Genomic DNA, 16,936 nt, shown 5'->3' with positions numbered 1-16,936 from the left:
CAAGATGGAAAAGCCAAAGACAATTACACCCCAAGATATTAAAGATCAAAAGATTTATCAAGACTGGGGTTTAACTGATTTTGAATATAACTTAATCTCAAATGACATTTTGCACCGCTTACCTAACTACACCGAAACCGGTTTGTACTCAGGAATGTGGAGCGAACACTGTTCATACAAGAACTCAAAGCCAGTCTTAAGAAAGTTCTGGTCAGACGGTTCTCGTGTATTACAAGGACCTGGTGAAGGTGCCGGAGTTCTAGATATTGGTGATGACCAAGCGGTTGTATTCAAAGCCGAAAGTCACAACCATCCAAGTTACGTTGAACCTTACGAAGGTGCTGCTACTGGTGTCGGTGGAATCATCAGAGACATCTTTTCAATGGGTGCCAAACCGGTGGCTTCTCTAGATAGTCTTCGTTTCGGTGAATTAACTAATGACAAGAACCGTTTCCTATTAGACAAGGTCGTTGCCGGAATCGCAGGTTACGGTAACTGTATCGGGGTACCAACAGTCGGTGGCGAAATTAGCTTTGACCCATGTTATGACGGAAACCCATTGGTCAACGTTATGTGTGTCGGTTTGATGGATCAAGCAGACATTGAAGCTGGACGTGCCTCCGGTGCCGGTAACTCAATCATCTATGTGGGTGCCAAGACCGGACGTGACGGAATTAACGGTGCTACCTTTGCATCAAGTCAATTCAGCACTGAAGAAGAATCAGACCGCTCAGCCGTTCAAGTTGGTGATCCGTTCATGGAAAAACTACTTGTCGACGCCTGTCTAGAAGTCACTCATAACCACAAGGACATCCTAGTAGGAATCCAAGATATGGGTGCTGCTGGTCTAGTATCATCATCAGCTGAAATGGCCGACAAGGCTAACAGTGGAGTCGACCTTGACTTAGATTTAGTTCCACAAAGAGAAATTGGCATGACTCCATATGAAATCATGCTTTCAGAATCTCAAGAAAGAATGTTGCTATGTGTTAAGGCTGGCCATGAAGACGAAGTTCTAGAAGTGTTTGAAAAACATCATTTAGATGCTGTCGTAATTGGTCACGTTAACGACGATAAACAATATCGTTTATACCAACACGGTGAACTTGTTTGTGACATTCCAACCTCAAGTTTGGTTAACGATGTTCCTGAATACCAACACGATGTTGTTGAACCTGACCGTTTGAAAAACGTCGATGAAGCCAAAACACCAGTTATTAACGATGTTAACGACATGGTAAAGACAATTATCGGACAACCTACCATTGCTTCTAAAGAGTCTGTTTATCGCCAATACGACTGCCGTGTTCAAGCCAACACAGTTGTTCAACCCGGTAGTGACTCAGGAGTAATTCGTGTTCGTGGCACTAACAAGTCACTTGCCATGACTACTGATGCCAACGGTCGTTACATCTACCTAGATCCAAAACTAGGTGGTCAAATTGCCGTATCAGAAGCCGCTCGAAACATCGTCGCAAGCGGTGCCGTGCCAATTGGAATTACCGATTGTTTGAACTTCGGTAACCCTGACGACTCAGAAAGTTACTTCGAAATGGATCAATCAGTTGAAGGAATCTCTCAAGCTTGTGAAAAATTCGATACACCTGTAATCGCCGGAAACGTTTCGCTATACAACGAAACAGACAACAAGGCGATTTACCCAACTCCAATGATTGGAATGGTTGGTCTAATCGAAGATAACCAATACATTACTCGATCTGATATCAAGGAAGCAGGCGAATTGGTTTACGTTATCGGAGACACAAACGATGACTTTGCCGGTTCAGAAATTCAAAAACACCTAGAAGGTCAAATTTCAGGAAAAATCCACTTTGACCTCGAAGAAGAATTTAGCAACCAACGCTTGGTACTAGATTTAATTCATAACCACCTAATCGAATCTGCTCACGATGTTAGTGAAGGTGGAATTATCGTTTCAATTCTTGAATCTTTATTCGAACACAACCTTGGTTTAAAGGGTGAAATCGATATTACTAAAGCACAACTATTCTCAGAAACTCAATCAAGATACGTCGTATCAGTTAGCCAAGAAGACCAAGCAGCCTTCGAAAAACTAGCTGGTAAGAAAGCGCACTTGATTGGTGTAACTGACGACAGCCAACAAATCAACTTACAACTACAAGATGGTCAATATGTTGATGATGTGACTGCACTAAAAACCATCTGGAAGGAAAGTTTATCATGCCAAATGAAGTCAAAAGCTTAAACGATGAATGTGGTGTCTTTGGTGTCTGGGGCGTTGAAGGTCCAGCTGCTAAGGTCGCTTACAGCGGTCTTCACGCTTTACAACATCGTGGTCAAGAAGGTGCTGGAATTCTTGCCATTGATGCCAATAAACGACTAAACCGATATCGCGGACAAGGTTTACTTGGAGCTATTTTTGATGACCCGCATGCCTTTGATCGACTACATGGGAATGCTGCACTAGGTCACATTCGTTACGCAACTGCTGGAAGCCATACTATCAACAATGTGCAACCATTTATGTTTGAAAACACCGAAACGCATTTTGCACTATCACACAACGGAAACCTAACTAATGCCGACACTCTAAAAGAAATGCTTAGAAAAACTGGAACCATCTTCCAATCCGATTCTGATAGTGAAATCTTCGGTGACTTAATCGAAATCAGTAACCAAGACACCTTCCTAGGTCGTATCAAAGAAGCAGCCAACCAAATGCATGGGGGATTTGCCTACGTTTTACTTAGTCCTGACGCCATGTATGCGGTATGTGACCCTAATGGATTACGTCCATTGGTTGTCGGAAGAAGAAAAGACGGAGCCGTGGTTATCTGTAGTGAAACCTGTGCGCTAGATCAAGTTCAAGCCGAATATGTAAGGGATGTTCAACCAGGGGAAGTCGTCATTGTCGACGACTCCGGTATCAAGATTGACCACTTTACTGAAGATACTGAACTAACTATCTGTTCAATGGAATACGTCTACTTCGCTCGTCCCGACTCGGTTATCCATGGTGTTTCAGTCCATGAAGCTAGAAAACGCATGGGTGCTTTGGTCGCACGTGAAAACCCAACTAAGGCTGACGTCGTTATCGGAGTGCCTAACTCATCTCTATCTGCAGCGATGGGTTATGCAATTGAAAGTGGCATTCCTTATGAAATGGGCTTGATTAAGAACCAATATGTTGCCAGAACCTTTATCGAACCAACGCAAGAACGTCGTGAACGCGGGGTTTCAATGAAACTTTCAGTTGTTAAATCAGTCATCAAAGATAAGGATGTCATCTTAGTTGATGACTCAATCGTCCGCGGAACCACCAGTCGTTTTATCGTCAAGATGTTAAAGGATGCTGGTGCTAAATCAGTCCACGTTCGAATTGCTTCACCTGATTTGAAATACCCATGTTTCTATGGGATTGATATTCAAAAACCAAGTGAATTAATCGGTGCCAACCACAGTATCGAAGAAATCAAGGACATTATTGAAGCAGACTCATTAAAATACCTAAGTGTTGAAGGTTTAATCGAAGCAATCGATTTAGATTGTGACAACCAATACCATGGTCTATGTACAGCTTACTTCGATGGTAAGTACCCAACACCTTTGTATGACTACCAAGAAACATATGATGCAGAAGCAAAGAGATTACACCTATACGAGGAGGACGAAGTGAATGGTTAACCAATATAAAGAAGCTGGTGTCGATGTTGAAAGCGGCGAAAAAGCGGTAAATTCAATCAAAGATATGGTCGCTTCTACCTATGACCAAAGTGTTGTTGATGGTCTGGGTGGATTCGGCGCAATGTATTCACTTCAATCTCATTTTGCAAAATACGATGATCCGGTTCTAATTTCTGGAACCGATGGTGTCGGAACTAAATTGATGTTGGCCATTCAAGCGAAACGTCATACCACTATCGGTATTGATTTAGTTGCCATGTGTGCCAACGACATCCTAGCGCAAGGTGCTAAACCACTATTCTTTCTAGATTACATCGGAATCGGTAAGTTGCTTCCAGAAGAAGTAAAGGAAATCGTTTCTGGTGTTGTGATGGGATGTAAACAAGCTGGTCTTTCATTAATTGGTGGTGAAATGGCCGAAATGCCTGGCATCTACAAACAAGACGACTATGACTTGAGTGGTTTTGCGGTTGGGATTGCCGACAAGAAACGTTTACTAGGAGCACAAAACGTTAAAGAGGGTGACAAATTAATTGGTTTGAAATCATCCGGAATTCATTCCAACGGTTACTCATTGGTTCGAAAGATTATCAAGGATGCGGAGCTTGATTTAAACGCCACATACCAAGGTTTATCACAACCATTGATTGATGAACTATTAACTCCAACGCGTTTGTACTACCACTACGTTAAGGGCATTGTCGAATCTGGTGCGATTCATGCGATTGCTAATATTACTGGTGGCGGAATTGCTGATAACCTATCAAGAGTAATTCCAAACGATTTAACTGCCAAGATTGACCGTTCATCATGGACGGTGCCAAACATCTTCAAGTGCCTACAAGACTGGGGTAACTTGGATCAAAGCGACATGGATCTTGTGTTTAACCAAGGAATCGGCATGGTGTTAGTCGCTCCAGAAGAATACGTTCAAGCAGTGACAAATTACCTTTCTGATAATGGCCTAGAATATTTCGAGATTGGTGAGGTGGTAAAACGTGAGCAACAAGCAGTTGAAATCAGATAAACTCCCCGTTGCAATTTTTGCATCGGGAAACGGGACTAACTTCGACGCGATTGCTGAAGCTGACCTACCAATCGATATTAAATTGTTGGTATGTGATCACCATGATGCGTTTGTGGTGCAAAGGGCCGAGAAAAAGAACGTTGAAGTCTTGATTGCGGAACTGCATAAGGGCGAAAAAAGAGCGATTCGTGAGGGTCGCATTCTAGAAGCGCTCAAGCAAAAGGGTGTTAAAGTCATTATCTTAGCCGGCTATATGAGAATTGTTGGGGAAACGTTATTGAATGCTTATCCCAATAAGATTATCAACATCCATCCAGCGCTCTTGCCGAGTTTTCCTGGCAAACAGGGTATCTTAGATGCCTACAACGCTGGTGTTGATAAGACAGGAGTCACAATTCACTTTGTGGATTCGGGGATTGACTCCGGTCAGATTATTGCTCAAGAGGAAGTTTTTAGAAAAGAAGGTGATTCGTTAGCGGATTTGGAAAATCGAATTCATGATGTTGAACATCAGTTGTACCCACGCACGATTTTACAATTAATTGAAAAGGGAGTTATTTAAATTGAAAAAGTTAGCATTGTTAAGTGTCTCAGATAAGAATGGAATTGTTGAATTTGCCAAGCAACTAGAACAACGTGATTACGATATTGTCTCAACCGGTGGAACATTGAAGACATTATTAGACAACGGTGTCGACGCGATTGCCGTTGAAGAAATTACTAATTTCTCTGAAATGTTAGACGGCCGTGTGAAGACGTTACATCCACGCATCCACGCTGGAATCCTAGCTCGTCGCGACAATGAAGAACACATGCAACAATTAAAGGAACAAAACATTGGTCTAATCGATCTAGTTTGTGTGAACCTATACCCATTTAAAGAAACCATTGAAAAGCCGGACGTTACATATGCCGATGCAATTGAAAATATTGATATCGGTGGTCCTTCAATGCTAAGAGCCGCTGCTAAAAACAGCCAAGACGTAATCGTAATTACCGACGTAGCAGACTACGACGACTACATCGCAAGATACGATGCTAATGAAGTCGACGCTGAATACAGAAGCGCATTGGCAGCGAAGGCCTTTAGACATACTGCAGCATACGACGCATTAATTGCCAACTACCTAACCAAAGAAGAATTCCCAGAAAAGCTAACTTACACATATGAAAAGGTAGAAGCAATGCGTTACGGTGAAAACAGTCACCAAAAGGCTGCGTACTACAAGGAACCAATTCCTGAAACATACTCATTAGCTAATGCCAAACAACTACATGGTAAGAAGCTATCATACAACAACGTAAGGGATGCTGACGCCGCACTTCGTATCGTTGCAGAATTCCCAGATCAAGCTACTGTTGTTGCATTAAAACACATGAACCCATGTGGTATTGGTACTGCCGATGACCTATTAACTGCTTGGAACTTAGCTTATGAATCAGATTCAACTTCAATTTTTGGCGGAATCATCGCATTAAACCGCGAAGTTGATTTAGCTACTGCCGAAAAGATGCACGCCATCTTCTTGGAAATAGTAATCGCTCCATCATTCACCGACGAAGCTTATGACGTATTAGCTAAGAAGAAAAACATCCGTTTACTAACTGTTGACTTCGATAAGATTAACCCAGACAAGAAGGGTTTAGTTTCAGTGTTAGGCGGTATGTTAGTTCAAGAACGTGATTTACTTCATGAAGAACCAACTGAATATAAGGTTGTCTCAAAGAAACAACCAACTGAAAAACAAATGAAGGCTTTAGCATTCGCCCAAAACGCCGTAAAACATGTTAAGAGTAATGCAATTGTTGTTACTACAGATCATCAAACTTTAGGGGTTGGTTCTGGTCAACCAAACCGTATTGACTCAACTAAGATTGCTATCAAAAAGGCTGAAACTAAGTCAGACTACGCAAACGCAGTATTAGGTTCAGATGCTTACTTCCCAATGGATGATTGTGTTGAATTCGCTGCTGAACACGGTATCACAGCAATTGTTGAACCTGGTGGAAGTATCCGTGATCAAGATTCAATTGATAAAGCTGACGAATTAGGCATTGCCCTTGTATTTAGTGGCAACCGTCATTTCAAACACTAGAGTGAGGTTATGATGAAGATGGAAAAATGGTTATTGATTGGTTCAGGCGGTCGTGAATATGCGATGGCACAAAGTTTAGCAAAGAACGTCAATCGAGAAGTTTTTGTAGCACCCGGTAATCCAATGATGAATATGATTGGTAGAGTTCAAACCGTTGATATTGAAGAGTTGGATTTCGATGCTCTAATCCAATTTACCTTAGATAATCAAATTGATTGGACTGTTGTTGGTCCAGAAAAACCACTTAGTGACGGCATTGTTGACCGTTTTACTAATGCTGGCTTGAAGGTCTTTGGTCCCAACAAAGAGGCTGCTCAATTGGAAAGCTCAAAGGAGTTTGCCAAAGAAGTGATGCAATCAGCCGGTGTTCCAACTGCTGCATATGCTACCTTTAATAATCACGATGCTGCTCTTTCATACATGGAAGAACACGATTTTCCAATCGTTGTGAAACTAAATGGTTTGGCAGCTGGGAAAGGGGTTTTCATTATCAAAGACTTAGCTGAGGCCAGAAAGACTTTAGCCTCAATCTACGATAATGATGCCAACCAAGAAATTTTGATTGAAGAATACCTTGATGGTCAAGAATTCTCGATGATTGTGATGGTAAACGGAACTGATGTTATAACCATGCCGCTAGCCCAAGACCACAAACGTATCTACGATGGTGATAAGGGACCAAACACCGGTGGAATGGGGGCTTATAGTCCACTGCCTCAATTTGGCGATGACGTCTTGAATAAAGGATTAGTGAAGGTGATTAGACCCGTGTTGGCTGAAATGCACAAACGAGGCATTTTATTCCAAGGTTTTCTATACGCTGGATTAATCCTGACCAAAGACGGTGTCAAAGTCATCGAGTTCAACGTTCGAATGGGTGATCCAGAAACTCAAGTCATCTTGCCACAGTTGCAAGGTGATTTGGGGGATGTGATTGTCAAACTAATGAACCATCAAGCTCAAACCGTTGATTGGAAAACCGACCGATACTTCCTAGGCAACGTCCTAGCTGCTAAGGGCTATCCTGGTAACCATAAAAATGGTCTTACACTTCCTCAGTTTAGCGATGAAAAATTGTCATTGGCTTACGCGGGAGTGGAAGAACAAGACGAAAAATTAGTCAGCTCTGGTGGACGCATCATGATGGTGATTTCCTCAGACAAGGACTTAAAGGCTGCTCAAGCAAATGTTAATCAAGCGATTAAGAATAACGTTGACTCAAACGACTACGCTTATCGAACCGATATTGGTGATAAAGCGTTTAGATCAATCAAGAAGCTATGGTGAATGCCATAGCTTTTTTGCTGTAAGTTTTTATCTTTGTATATTAGGTTAATAAAGTATAGACTTTTGTTTATACATATTTTAGGGAGTTGAAACAATGGAAAATTACGCACAACAATATGCTGATATCAAAAAAGCGATGCGAAAAGACGAGGCGGCTTTTAATAAGATTGACCGTCGTTTAACCCAAAAAATTAACAACGAGGATTTTAAAGTAATCGATGCCGATAAGGCCTTACAAGAAAACTACACATTTGGTAAACGATTAGCCGACAAGGTTGCTAAGGTCGGAGGATCTTGGGGATTCGTTATCTCATTCGTCGTCTTTCTAGTTGGCTGGATGATTATTAATGTCATGCAACTATTCGGCTGGCATTTTGATCCATACCCATTCATTCTTTTGAACTTGGCGCTTTCATGTATTTCCGCCATTCAGGCCCCCATCATCATGATGAGTCAAAACCGTGCCGGTGAAAAAGATGACCTAAACCGTCGAAACGACTACCACGTTAACTTACGCTCTGAAGAAGAATTGAAACTATTACACGCTAAGGTTGATTTACAAACTAAATACAATAAGCACCAAAGTCAGCTAAATCAGTTGCAAATGGAAATGTTAATCCGTATCGAAGCTTCCCAACGTGAGAAAAATATTGAAGATAATCTACAAAATAAAAAGGATGATTAATTAGTTAATCATCCTTTTTTATTCACTTTTTTATGTGAAAAGGGGTTGTTTTAATCGTGAATAGTGGTAATATACGTATAATATATTAAATATAGATAATATAGTACGTTTTTTTGAAAGGATGAATAAAATGGAAATTGTCAAAGAGTCAAAGGGATTTAGTACTAACCAAAAAAGGACGTTAGCATCTACATCTGCTGGATTTGCTTTAGAGAACATGGATAGCATGTTTTTGTCATTCGCGTTATCTTCAATGATTTTAACCTTACATATTAGCCCTGCAGCAGCGGGATTAACTTCATCGATTACAAACATTGGGAAGTTTGTCGGTGGTTTATTGTTCGGGATTTTAGCCGATAAGTTTGGTCGTGTTAAGGTCTTTTCATACACTATCTTCTTGTTCGCAATTGCGACTGGATTATTATTCTTTGTACATAACATTTATGAAATTTACGCACTTCGTTTCATCGCCGGAATTGGTGCTGGTGGTGAATTCGGTGCCGGAGTCGCCTTGATTGCTGAAAACTTCAGAGGTCACAAGATTGGTAAACTCGTTTCATGGTCAGCAACCGGTGGTCAACTGGGAGCCATCGTTGCTGCTATCATTGCTTCGATTGTCTTACCATTGTATGGATGGAACACTTTATTCTTATTTGGATTAATTCCAGTTATTTTAGCCTTCTTTATTCGTCGTCACTTAAAAGAAAGTCCAGCCTTTGTAGAAGAAAAGTCTAAACATGATAATCAAGCACCAAAGGTATCAATATTAGAACTTTTCAAGACTCCTTCCATCGCTTGGCAAACATTTGGTTTGATGGTCATGATCATTGTTGAAAAGGCCGGATACTACGGTATCATGAGTTGGTTACCAACTATCATGCAAAAACAACTACATACATCCATTTCAAAATCTTCACTATGGATGGTGGTTACCATCATTGGTATCTGCATTGGAATGGCCACATTTGGATACATTCTAGACTGGCTTGGCCCCCGTCTAGCATTTGGTCTATACATGATCGTTGCTGCGGTTTCAATTTATGGAATCGCCATTGCCCACAGTCCAATCACACTGCTACTATCTAGTGCGTTTGCTGGTTTCTTTGCATCAGGATTCTATGGTGGATTCGGCGCAGTAATCAGTCGATTATACCCAACCAGAATTAGAAGTACCGCTAACAACACCATCATGGCATGTGGCCAACTAATTGGTGGTCTATCACCATTTGTGATGGGATTCTTGATGGCTAAATACTCACTATTTCAAATTATGATGATGCTATCTGCAATGTACATTGTTGCGGTCCTAGTAATGCTATCGATTAGAAATATCGGTAAATTTAATAAAGAATACGCAAAATAAGAAGTTGGTAGGAGGCTGCCGGCTTTTTTATTTCCGAACATTATTAAGAGTGAGTAGTGATTTTTATCGCAAATATCGATATAAAACAGAAAAATGTTGCCATTTTTTCGATATAGTAGCATAATATACGTATATTATAAAAATAAATCAAATTAATGTTCGTGATTAGACGAAAAGAGGAACTTATAGATGGATGTCATTAACGAATCAAAGCATTTTAGTTTTGATCAAAAAAAGACGCTTGCCTCCACTACGGTTGGTTTTGCACTAGAAAATATGGATAGCATGTTCTTATCCTTTGCGCTATCATCAATGATTTTGAGTTTACATATTAGTCCTGCAGCGGCAGGACTTACTTCAACAATTACTAATTTAGGAAAACTATTTGGTGGATTGTTATTCGGAATTTTGGCCGATCGTTTTGGTCGTGTCAAAATCTTCTCACATACGATTTTCTTGTTTGCAATTGCGACAGGATTGCTATTTTTTGCGCATAATATTTATGAAATTTACCTACTAAGATTTTTAGCCGGAGTCGGTTCCGGTGGTGAATTTGGGGCAGGGGTATCACTTATTTCTGAACATTTCCAAGGATTCAAGGTTGGAAAAATTATTTCCTTCTCAGCGGCTGGTGGTCAAATGGGTGGAATCATGGCTGCAATTATCGCTTCAATTGTTCTACCCATGTTTGGCTGGAACGCATTATTCCTATTCGGTTTGATTCCGGTTGCTTTAGCATACTTCATCCGTCGTCACCTAAAGGAAAGTCCGGTTTACGAAGCGGAGGTAAAGAAAAACAACAAGCTTCCACACGTTTCATTCTCTGAACTATTTAAGACTCCACAATTGGCATGGCAAACCATCGTCATTACCATAATGGTAATCGTTGAAAATGCCGGTTACTATGGTCTAATGATTTGGTTACCAACCATCATGCAAAAGCAACTTCATGTATCAATTTCAAAGTCATCACTATGGATGATTGCTACAATCGTGGGTATCAGTTTGGGTATGATTAGCTTTGGTTACATCATGGACAAGATTGGTCCTAGAGTGGCATTTGCATTCTTTATGTTATCAGCCGCTGTTGCAATTTATGGAATTGCGATTGCTCACAGTGCGATGATGCTACTAGCATTTAGTGCGTTAGCCGGATTCTTCGCTGCCGGTTTCTACGGTGGTTTTGGTGCCATCATTAGTCGACTATATCCTACAAATATCAGAACCACTGCCAACAACATGATTATGGCAATCGGTAAGTCAGTCGGTGGTTTTTCACCCGTATTAATGGGATTGTTAATGGCGAAGTTTTCATTGATTCAAATCATGATCTTCATGTCACTAATGTACCTAGTTGCTGTAATTGCAATGTTGACACTAAAGAAACTTAGAAACTTTAACCGCGGGTACATGTAAAATAAAAAACACTATCCATTAGGATAGTGTTTTTTATTGCCGTTAACGACATCTTTTACGATATCTTTTAACGTGATTTTGCTCATCTCGATTTCGGCTTGTTGTTGAACTTCATCATATGCCTTATGCAAAGCGGATTGAATGTTAGCTCCGATAGGACATTGTTGATTGGTTTCTTCATCAACGTGGAATAAATCGGGTTCTTCAATTGCTTTGTAGACATCGAGAAGGGTAATCTCAGTAGTTGGTTTGCTTAATGATACGGCTGCACGGCCAGGTTCACTGGTAATTAATCCAGCATTCTTTAGTGACGACATTAGACGACGTACAAGGCTGGGATTAGAATTGATACTTCCAGCAATTGCACGACTTGATAAATCATCCTCAACGATTTCAGCAGCGCCAATGTAGGTCAAAATATGAACAGCATCACTTAAACGATGTGAATACTTCATTATTTGATAACCTTCTTGATGGCATCTTCGATTGGAGTAAGTGAATGACTAATTACGGCAGTTAAGTCATTTGTTTCTTCGTCTAGTTGACCATCTGCGATTAATGCTTGAATGTCTGAAACGATTCCAACAGTAGCATCATCTAGTCCAGCTTCTTTTAGACCATTTTTGTAGTCTTCAGCTGACGCGGAGATAACAGGGAAGTCCTTTCCAGTTGCTTTCTTTAACGCTTCAGCTAAGTCAGCGTAAGTGCGACGTTCACCAGCAAATTCGTAGATTTCTTTTGGTGATTTGCTTAATAGAACACGAACAGCACCTTCAGCATATTCTGACTCTAGTGCCCAACCAACGTGACCGTCACCGGCACCGTATACGAATGGTTGACCTTCACTGGCAGGCTTTAGAACAGTTGCTTCGTTTTCCAAGTACCAGTTGTTACGGACGAATGCGTGGTCGATACCACTTTCCTTGATAGCTGCTTCTGTTTGAGTGTGATCATGAGATAGGAAGTTATCAGCAGTTTCGGCATGTGGGAAACTAGTGTAAACGATAAATTCTACACCAGCTTTTTTAGCAGCATCAATCACGTTTTGGTGTTGAGTCATACGTGGTAGGACTGGACTTGGTTGTGATGAGACAAATAATAGCTTGTCGATGCCTTCAAGCGATTCAGCCATTTGATCAGGGTTACCGTAATCGAATGGACGAACATCTAATCCGACAGGAAGTTGCTTTTCAGCTTTTTCGACGTTTCTTGCTAAAGCGACGATGTCTGTTCTGTGAACATTTTTCATTAAAACTTTGATTGCTTCTTTACCGAAGTTACCGGTAACAGCACTAATTGCGTATTTCATAATTTTATCAACCTTTCTAGTTGTTACTTTATAATTAACATGTTACATATAAGATAACAGGTGGATGAAAATAATGCAACAAAAAAGCTTCCAAATTTTTGGAAGCTTTCAAAATGTTATTCTTTTGGTTTACTGAAGTCAGTAAAGTCACCATCTGTATCATCAATAGATTCGAATTCAGATTGTTTCTTTTCTGGTTGGCTATCTTGAGCAGGTTGATCCTCTTTATTTTTATCAGCTTCATTAGATGAAGAGCCTTCATTTTGGTTAAATTCTTTGGTGGATTTACCAGTAACGGCAGAAATTGCTTTAACTGTTGCTTCGAGCCTGCGTTCTTTTATCCATGTTGGAATTGAAAATGCATCGATAATCCACCAGATGACAATGGCAGTTAGGATGAAGAAACCAATTACGATAATAGTTGTAATTATTCCTATTAATTCTAAAACCAACATTAAAATTGCTTTATTCTTTTTAAATAGAAATCTGTGTCCACCAAATTGGCCTAGGAAAAACCACATTGCCCAAGCGACAATAGCATTGACTGAGTTGGTTTCCACGTATTCGTTAATCATTAATTGTTGCTTAGTAGAAAGATTTTTTCGGTCGTTGATAACCTGTTGTTCTAATTCATCTAAATTATTCATATAAAAAGACTCCCCTTGGCTCAATTATTATTATTAATTATAACATCATTAGATGAATCGAAACATTCTTAACAATTTTTTAAATTGATTTTTTGTAAGTGATTAATTAATATGTATTTAGAAATAGAAAAGGGGAAATTTAATTATGTTTAAAGCTTACAAATTATTTTGGAAAAACTACTTTAACTTTACTGGAGTAAGTACTAGATCAGAATACTGGTGGGTATTCTTAATTAACTCAATCATCTACGCAGTTTTCGCACTAGCATTTGGTGGTGTAACTATCGTTACAGCATACGCAACTGGCCATGCTGATAAGACATTCGGTATTGCTGCTCTTATTGGTATCGCAGTATGTATCCTATACACTATCGCAACAGTTATTCCTACAATCTCACTACACTTCCGTCGTTACCGTGATTCCGGTGTTACACCATGGTTCCTACTAATCACTTACGGTGTACCATTTGTTCTAAAGGGTTCAAACGTATACGACAAGCATGTTCTAGTTCAAACCCTAGTTCTAATTATCTCAATCATTGGTTTTATTATTTTAGTAATGCCAAGCAAAGATAGAAAATAATTAAACAGAAAAAAGGGCGGTGAACCGCTCTTTTTTTGTCACAGTATAAGAAATGTTGATACAAATTTCTTATACTGTAACTCTATCTGTAAAAAAATTTGGATGTGATGAAATGCTTAACTTTCTTAAAGGTTTCTCAATGTATTGGACTAGATACTTTGACTTTAAAGGTCGTAGTACCAGATCAGAGTTTTGGTGGAGTTTTTTAGGATTAACAATTATAACAGGAATTATTGCAGGAATTGAACAAGTTGATATTAAGTTCGGTCTGTTTATTTATCTTATTTTTTCTATTTTTACCATTATTCCAAACATTTCTCAATATGTGAGACGTTTCAGAGATATCGGGATAAGCCCATATTGGGTGATTATTACATTTATCATACCCTCTTTACTGGTTTATACCATTAAACACCTACCTTGGTATTTACAAGTGATTGATATCTTATTAATATTGTCGGATATAGTTTTATCGATTCTACCAAGTAAAGAAGAATAAAAAAGAGCTAGATTTCTCTAGCTCTTTTTTAGTTTAATTCGTTTGGAATTAGTTTAGTTTTTAATTCAATGTTGTCTTGGTAATCAACAGGAATTTCAATGATAACAGGTCCGTTGATGTCCTTGGCACGGTTTAAAGCACTGTTCAAATCGTTGACGCTATTAGCGCGAATACCAGTAGCACCAAAACTTTCGGCGTATTTGACGTAATCAACGTAACCAAATTTAACTCCGGCATCGTGACCGTACTTTGCAACTTCTTGGAACTTAACCATGTCGTAATATCCATCGACCCAAATTAATTGAATGATATTTAGGTTTAAACGAACGGCGGTTTCTAGTTCTTGTCCGGAGAATAGGAATCCACCATCTCCAGAAATAGAAATAACTGGTTCGTCAGGATTAGTTAGGGCTGCACCAATGGCCCATGGAAGTGAGACACCAAGTGTTTGCATTCCGTTACTGAATAGTAGATGACGAGGCTTGTATGTCTTGAAGTAGCGCCCCATCCAGATGTAATGACTTCCTATGTCAACGGTTACGATGGTGTCTTCGCTGACAAATTTTTGAAGTGATTGGATTACTGATATAGGGTGCAAACCGTTTTCGGTAGTTTCATGGATTTCTTCAATTGTTTCGGTGAAGTGGTCACGTAACTTGTGAAGGTGATCGGTGACTTCTTTGGAAAGCTCCATTGAGTCATCGATGTATTCGGTTAAAGCATCAATACTTTCTGCAATATCAGCATTAACGATGATACTTGGTTGGTATTCAGCAGTAATTTCTGGTGAAACGGTATCAATGTTAATCACTTGTGTATGCTTTTGATTCCAATTTCTAGCTTCGTATTCAACCGGATCATACCCAACGGCAATTACTAAGTCACTGTTTTTTAAGATGGTGTCACCAATTTGGTTATCAAACAAGCTGACACGACCGTAATAATTTTCAACAAGTTCCTTTGAAATGACACCAGCACCTTGATAGGTTTCAACGACTGGGATTGAGAGCTTATGTAGCAATTTGTGTAATGCGGCACTAACTTCGGGAGTTGAAGCACGCATTCCGGCTAAAATAACCGGTTGTTTAGAGTTTTCGATTAAATGAGCGATTTCTTGCATACGAGTCTTATCGACGCTTCCGTTAGTAATCTTTGGTAGTTTATCAATTACTGGACGGGATACTTCGTCGCCTAAAACATCTTGTGGCACTGAAATGAAGGCAGCACCTTTCTTAGGTGATTGAGCGGTGATGTATGCGTTTGAGAAAGTTTCTGAGATGTTGTTGGCATCTTGAACTTCAACGCTAGACTTGGTAGCGCTCTTTAATAAATCAGCGGAGTTAATGCTTTGGTGGGTAAGACGTAATAAATCATCTCGTTTTACTTGACCACCGATGGCAATGATTGGGTCACCTTCAGAGGTAGCGGTGATTAATCCAGTAGCTAGGTTAGAAACTCCAGGCCCTGAAGTGACGGCGACGACTCCGGGTTCACCGGTTAAACGACCAATTGCAGCGGCGATGAATGCGGCATTTTGTTCATGACGAGTAACGATTAGTTTTGGTGTTCTTTCGTCATCGAAATCTTGTAAGTCTTCGAATAGTTGATCGACTTTAGCGCCGGGGATACCGAAGACGTATTTAATGTTTTGATTGATCATGCTTTGAATCAAAGCTTTTGATCCGGTAGTAGGTTTATCCATAATATCACCTCAAATATGATAAATAATTCTGACAGATTGAATGAATTCTGATAATCTAGAATAGTAAATAATATTATAGGTCAATCTAATTGACCTTTCTATAATAATAGCACTATTCTATATAAGGTCAACTTAATTGACCTAAAGGAGAATAAAATGATCGATAAAAAGAAATTAATGGTCTTTTACTTTGCATACCAAGAAATCAATCGAATCGTTGATTTATCAAAGTATAACCTAACTTCAAATCAACAAAAACTGTTATTCTCGGTTGATACCATTGATGAGATTACAATCAAACAATTACTACAAATTCTAGATATTTCCAAACAGGCGTTAAACGTGGCGTGTCGCGATTTAAGAGAACGTAATCTCGTTTACACCGGTCCAGCAAAATCTGATAAGAGAAAAAAAGTCGTGTATTTAACGGATGATGGACGAAAATTAATCGAAAAGATTGAAGCTGAACAGTTGAACTTTATCAATGCCATTTGTAATAGTACCAACTATAATTGGGAAGATACGATGAAGAAGTTAACCAATAGTTATCTAGAAGATATTCAAAAATAAAAAACGTTGTGACCTGAACCCCTAAAATTGGAAGATGGTTATGCTATTTTCTGGGAGGAATTGATCCGGTATTCAACCGGTGACAT

General features: G+C 39.6%; 16 protein-coding genes. 12 read left to right on the top strand and 4 right to left on the bottom strand.

Annotated elements, in window-relative coordinates; all coding sequences use genetic code 11:
• The first annotated feature begins 4 nt into the window (after window positions 1-4).
• The 9 genes from purL to JUD45_RS01030 all read left to right on the top strand — a co-directional run bounded on the left by purL (window position 5) and on the right by JUD45_RS01030 (window position 11,540).
• A complete protein-coding gene (purL, locus tag JUD45_RS01070; RefSeq protein WP_203619481.1) occupies window positions 5-2,227 on the top strand; it encodes a phosphoribosylformylglycinamidine synthase subunit PurL in 2,223 nt (740 codons plus the stop codon).
• Entirely contained in the window at window positions 2,203-3,666 is a 1,464-nt protein-coding gene (purF, locus tag JUD45_RS01065) for an amidophosphoribosyltransferase (protein ID WP_203619480.1), read from the top strand. Before purL ends, purF begins: the two co-directional genes overlap by 25 nt.
• Window positions 3,659-4,693 carry a phosphoribosylformylglycinamidine cyclo-ligase gene (gene purM, locus JUD45_RS01060; RefSeq protein WP_203619479.1) on the top strand — a complete coding sequence of 345 codons (1,035 nt, stop codon included), beginning with the start codon at window positions 3,659-3,661 and terminating at the stop codon, window positions 4,691-4,693. The genes purF and purM overlap by 8 nt, the downstream gene beginning before the upstream one ends.
• Window positions 4,680-5,255, top strand: coding sequence for a phosphoribosylglycinamide formyltransferase (gene purN, locus JUD45_RS01055; RefSeq protein ID WP_203619524.1), 576 nt, complete (start codon window positions 4,680-4,682; stop codon window positions 5,253-5,255). The genes purM and purN overlap by 14 nt, the downstream gene beginning before the upstream one ends.
• Window position 5,256: 1 nt before the next feature.
• Window positions 5,257-6,789 carry a bifunctional phosphoribosylaminoimidazolecarboxamide formyltransferase/IMP cyclohydrolase gene (gene purH / locus JUD45_RS01050; RefSeq protein ID WP_203619478.1) on the top strand — a complete coding sequence of 511 codons (1,533 nt, stop codon included), beginning with the start codon at window positions 5,257-5,259 and terminating at the stop codon, window positions 6,787-6,789.
• Between the two features lie 9 nt (window positions 6,790-6,798).
• Window positions 6,799-8,076 carry a phosphoribosylamine--glycine ligase gene (purD, locus tag JUD45_RS01045; protein WP_203619477.1) on the top strand — a complete coding sequence of 426 codons (1,278 nt, stop codon included), beginning with the start codon at window positions 6,799-6,801 and terminating at the stop codon, window positions 8,074-8,076.
• Window positions 8,077-8,170: 94 nt separating this feature from the next.
• The gene (locus tag JUD45_RS01040) at window positions 8,171-8,761 is read left to right on the top strand and encodes a DUF1003 domain-containing protein (protein ID WP_138727170.1); all 591 of its coding nucleotides are present in this window, start codon (window positions 8,171-8,173) and stop codon (window positions 8,759-8,761) included.
• A 130-nt stretch (window positions 8,762-8,891) separates the two neighbouring features.
• Window positions 8,892-10,124 (top strand): MFS transporter, encoded by a 1,233-nt coding sequence (locus JUD45_RS01035; protein WP_203619476.1) that lies wholly within the window; start codon window positions 8,892-8,894, stop codon window positions 10,122-10,124.
• Window positions 10,125-10,313: 189 nt separating this feature from the next.
• Complete coding sequence (locus JUD45_RS01030; protein ID WP_138727168.1) at window positions 10,314-11,540, top strand: MFS transporter; 1,227 nt, start codon at window positions 10,314-10,316, stop codon at window positions 11,538-11,540.
• A gap of 11 nt (window positions 11,541-11,551) precedes the next feature.
• Here JUD45_RS01030 and JUD45_RS01025 read toward each other — a convergent pair whose 3' ends face one another.
• The 3 genes from JUD45_RS01025 to JUD45_RS01015 form a co-directional block, all read right to left on the bottom strand.
• Window positions 11,552-11,995, bottom strand: a complete 444-nt coding sequence (locus JUD45_RS01025) for an Rrf2 family transcriptional regulator (RefSeq protein ID WP_203619475.1) — start codon at window positions 11,993-11,995, stop codon at window positions 11,552-11,554.
• Window positions 11,995-12,849: an NAD(P)H-binding protein gene (locus JUD45_RS01020; RefSeq protein ID WP_203619474.1), complete on the bottom strand. Its 855-nt coding sequence runs from the start codon at window positions 12,847-12,849 to the stop codon at window positions 11,995-11,997. The genes JUD45_RS01025 and JUD45_RS01020 overlap by 1 nt, the downstream gene beginning before the upstream one ends.
• Before the next feature lie 116 nt (window positions 12,850-12,965).
• Window positions 12,966-13,496, bottom strand: a complete 531-nt coding sequence (locus JUD45_RS01015) for a TM2 domain-containing protein (RefSeq protein ID WP_203619473.1) — start codon at window positions 13,494-13,496, stop codon at window positions 12,966-12,968.
• Window positions 13,497-13,641: 145 nt separating this feature from the next.
• Between JUD45_RS01015 and JUD45_RS01010 the strand changes: the two genes are divergently transcribed.
• Entirely contained in the window at window positions 13,642-14,079 is a 438-nt protein-coding gene (locus tag JUD45_RS01010; RefSeq protein ID WP_138726338.1) for a DUF805 domain-containing protein, read from the top strand.
• A 112-nt stretch (window positions 14,080-14,191) separates the two neighbouring features.
• On the top strand, window positions 14,192-14,578 hold the full coding sequence (locus tag JUD45_RS01005; RefSeq protein WP_190246322.1) for a DUF805 domain-containing protein: 387 nt from the start codon (window positions 14,192-14,194) through the stop codon (window positions 14,576-14,578).
• A 28-nt stretch (window positions 14,579-14,606) separates the two neighbouring features.
• On the opposite strand, the gene alsS is transcribed toward JUD45_RS01005, so the two are convergent.
• Window positions 14,607-16,280 carry an acetolactate synthase AlsS gene (gene alsS / locus JUD45_RS01000; RefSeq protein ID WP_138726332.1) on the bottom strand — a complete coding sequence of 558 codons (1,674 nt, stop codon included), beginning with the start codon at window positions 16,278-16,280 and terminating at the stop codon, window positions 14,607-14,609.
• Between the two features lie 156 nt (window positions 16,281-16,436).
• Here alsS and JUD45_RS00995 point away from each other — a divergent pair, with 156 nt between their 5' ends.
• Entirely contained in the window at window positions 16,437-16,850 is a 414-nt protein-coding gene (locus JUD45_RS00995) for a MarR family winged helix-turn-helix transcriptional regulator (RefSeq protein ID WP_138726333.1), read from the top strand.
• Window positions 16,851-16,936: the final 86 nt, after the last annotated feature.

It is taken from the genome of Apilactobacillus nanyangensis (genome assembly GCF_016861915.1).
In the GTDB taxonomy this organism is placed as follows: Bacteria; Bacillota; Bacilli; order Lactobacillales; family Lactobacillaceae; genus Apilactobacillus; species Apilactobacillus nanyangensis.
This window is presented reverse-complemented; position numbering and strand designations above follow the sequence as displayed.

Bases quoted from the DNA above. Each gene is read 5' to 3' on its own strand.
- purL (WP_203619481.1), top strand. From the start codon at position 5: ATGGAAAAGCCAAAGACAATTACACCCCAAGATATTAAAGATCAAAAG.
- purF (WP_203619480.1), top strand. From the start codon at position 2,203: ATGCCAAATGAAGTCAAAAGCTTAAACGATGAATGTGGTGTCTTTGGT.
- purM (WP_203619479.1), top strand. From the start codon at position 3,659: ATGGTTAACCAATATAAAGAAGCTGGTGTCGATGTTGAAAGCGGCGAA.
- purD (WP_203619477.1), top strand. From the start codon at position 6,799: ATGATGAAGATGGAAAAATGGTTATTGATTGGTTCAGGCGGTCGTGAA.
- JUD45_RS01040 (WP_138727170.1), top strand. From the start codon at position 8,171: ATGGAAAATTACGCACAACAATATGCTGATATCAAAAAAGCGATGCGA.
- JUD45_RS01035 (WP_203619476.1), top strand. From the start codon at position 8,892: ATGGAAATTGTCAAAGAGTCAAAGGGATTTAGTACTAACCAAAAAAGG.
- JUD45_RS01030 (WP_138727168.1), top strand. From the start codon at position 10,314: ATGGATGTCATTAACGAATCAAAGCATTTTAGTTTTGATCAAAAAAAG.
- JUD45_RS01025 (WP_203619475.1), bottom strand. From the start codon at position 11,995: ATGAAGTATTCACATCGTTTAAGTGATGCTGTTCATATTTTGACCTAC.
- JUD45_RS01020 (WP_203619474.1), bottom strand. From the start codon at position 12,849: ATGAAATACGCAATTAGTGCTGTTACCGGTAACTTCGGTAAAGAAGCA.
- JUD45_RS01015 (WP_203619473.1), bottom strand. From the start codon at position 13,496: ATGAATAATTTAGATGAATTAGAACAACAGGTTATCAACGACCGAAAA.
- JUD45_RS01010 (WP_138726338.1), top strand. From the start codon at position 13,642: ATGTTTAAAGCTTACAAATTATTTTGGAAAAACTACTTTAACTTTACT.
- JUD45_RS01005 (WP_190246322.1), top strand. From the start codon at position 14,192: ATGCTTAACTTTCTTAAAGGTTTCTCAATGTATTGGACTAGATACTTT.
- alsS (WP_138726332.1), bottom strand. From the start codon at position 16,280: ATGGATAAACCTACTACCGGATCAAAAGCTTTGATTCAAAGCATGATC.
- JUD45_RS00995 (WP_138726333.1), top strand. From the start codon at position 16,437: ATGATCGATAAAAAGAAATTAATGGTCTTTTACTTTGCATACCAAGAA.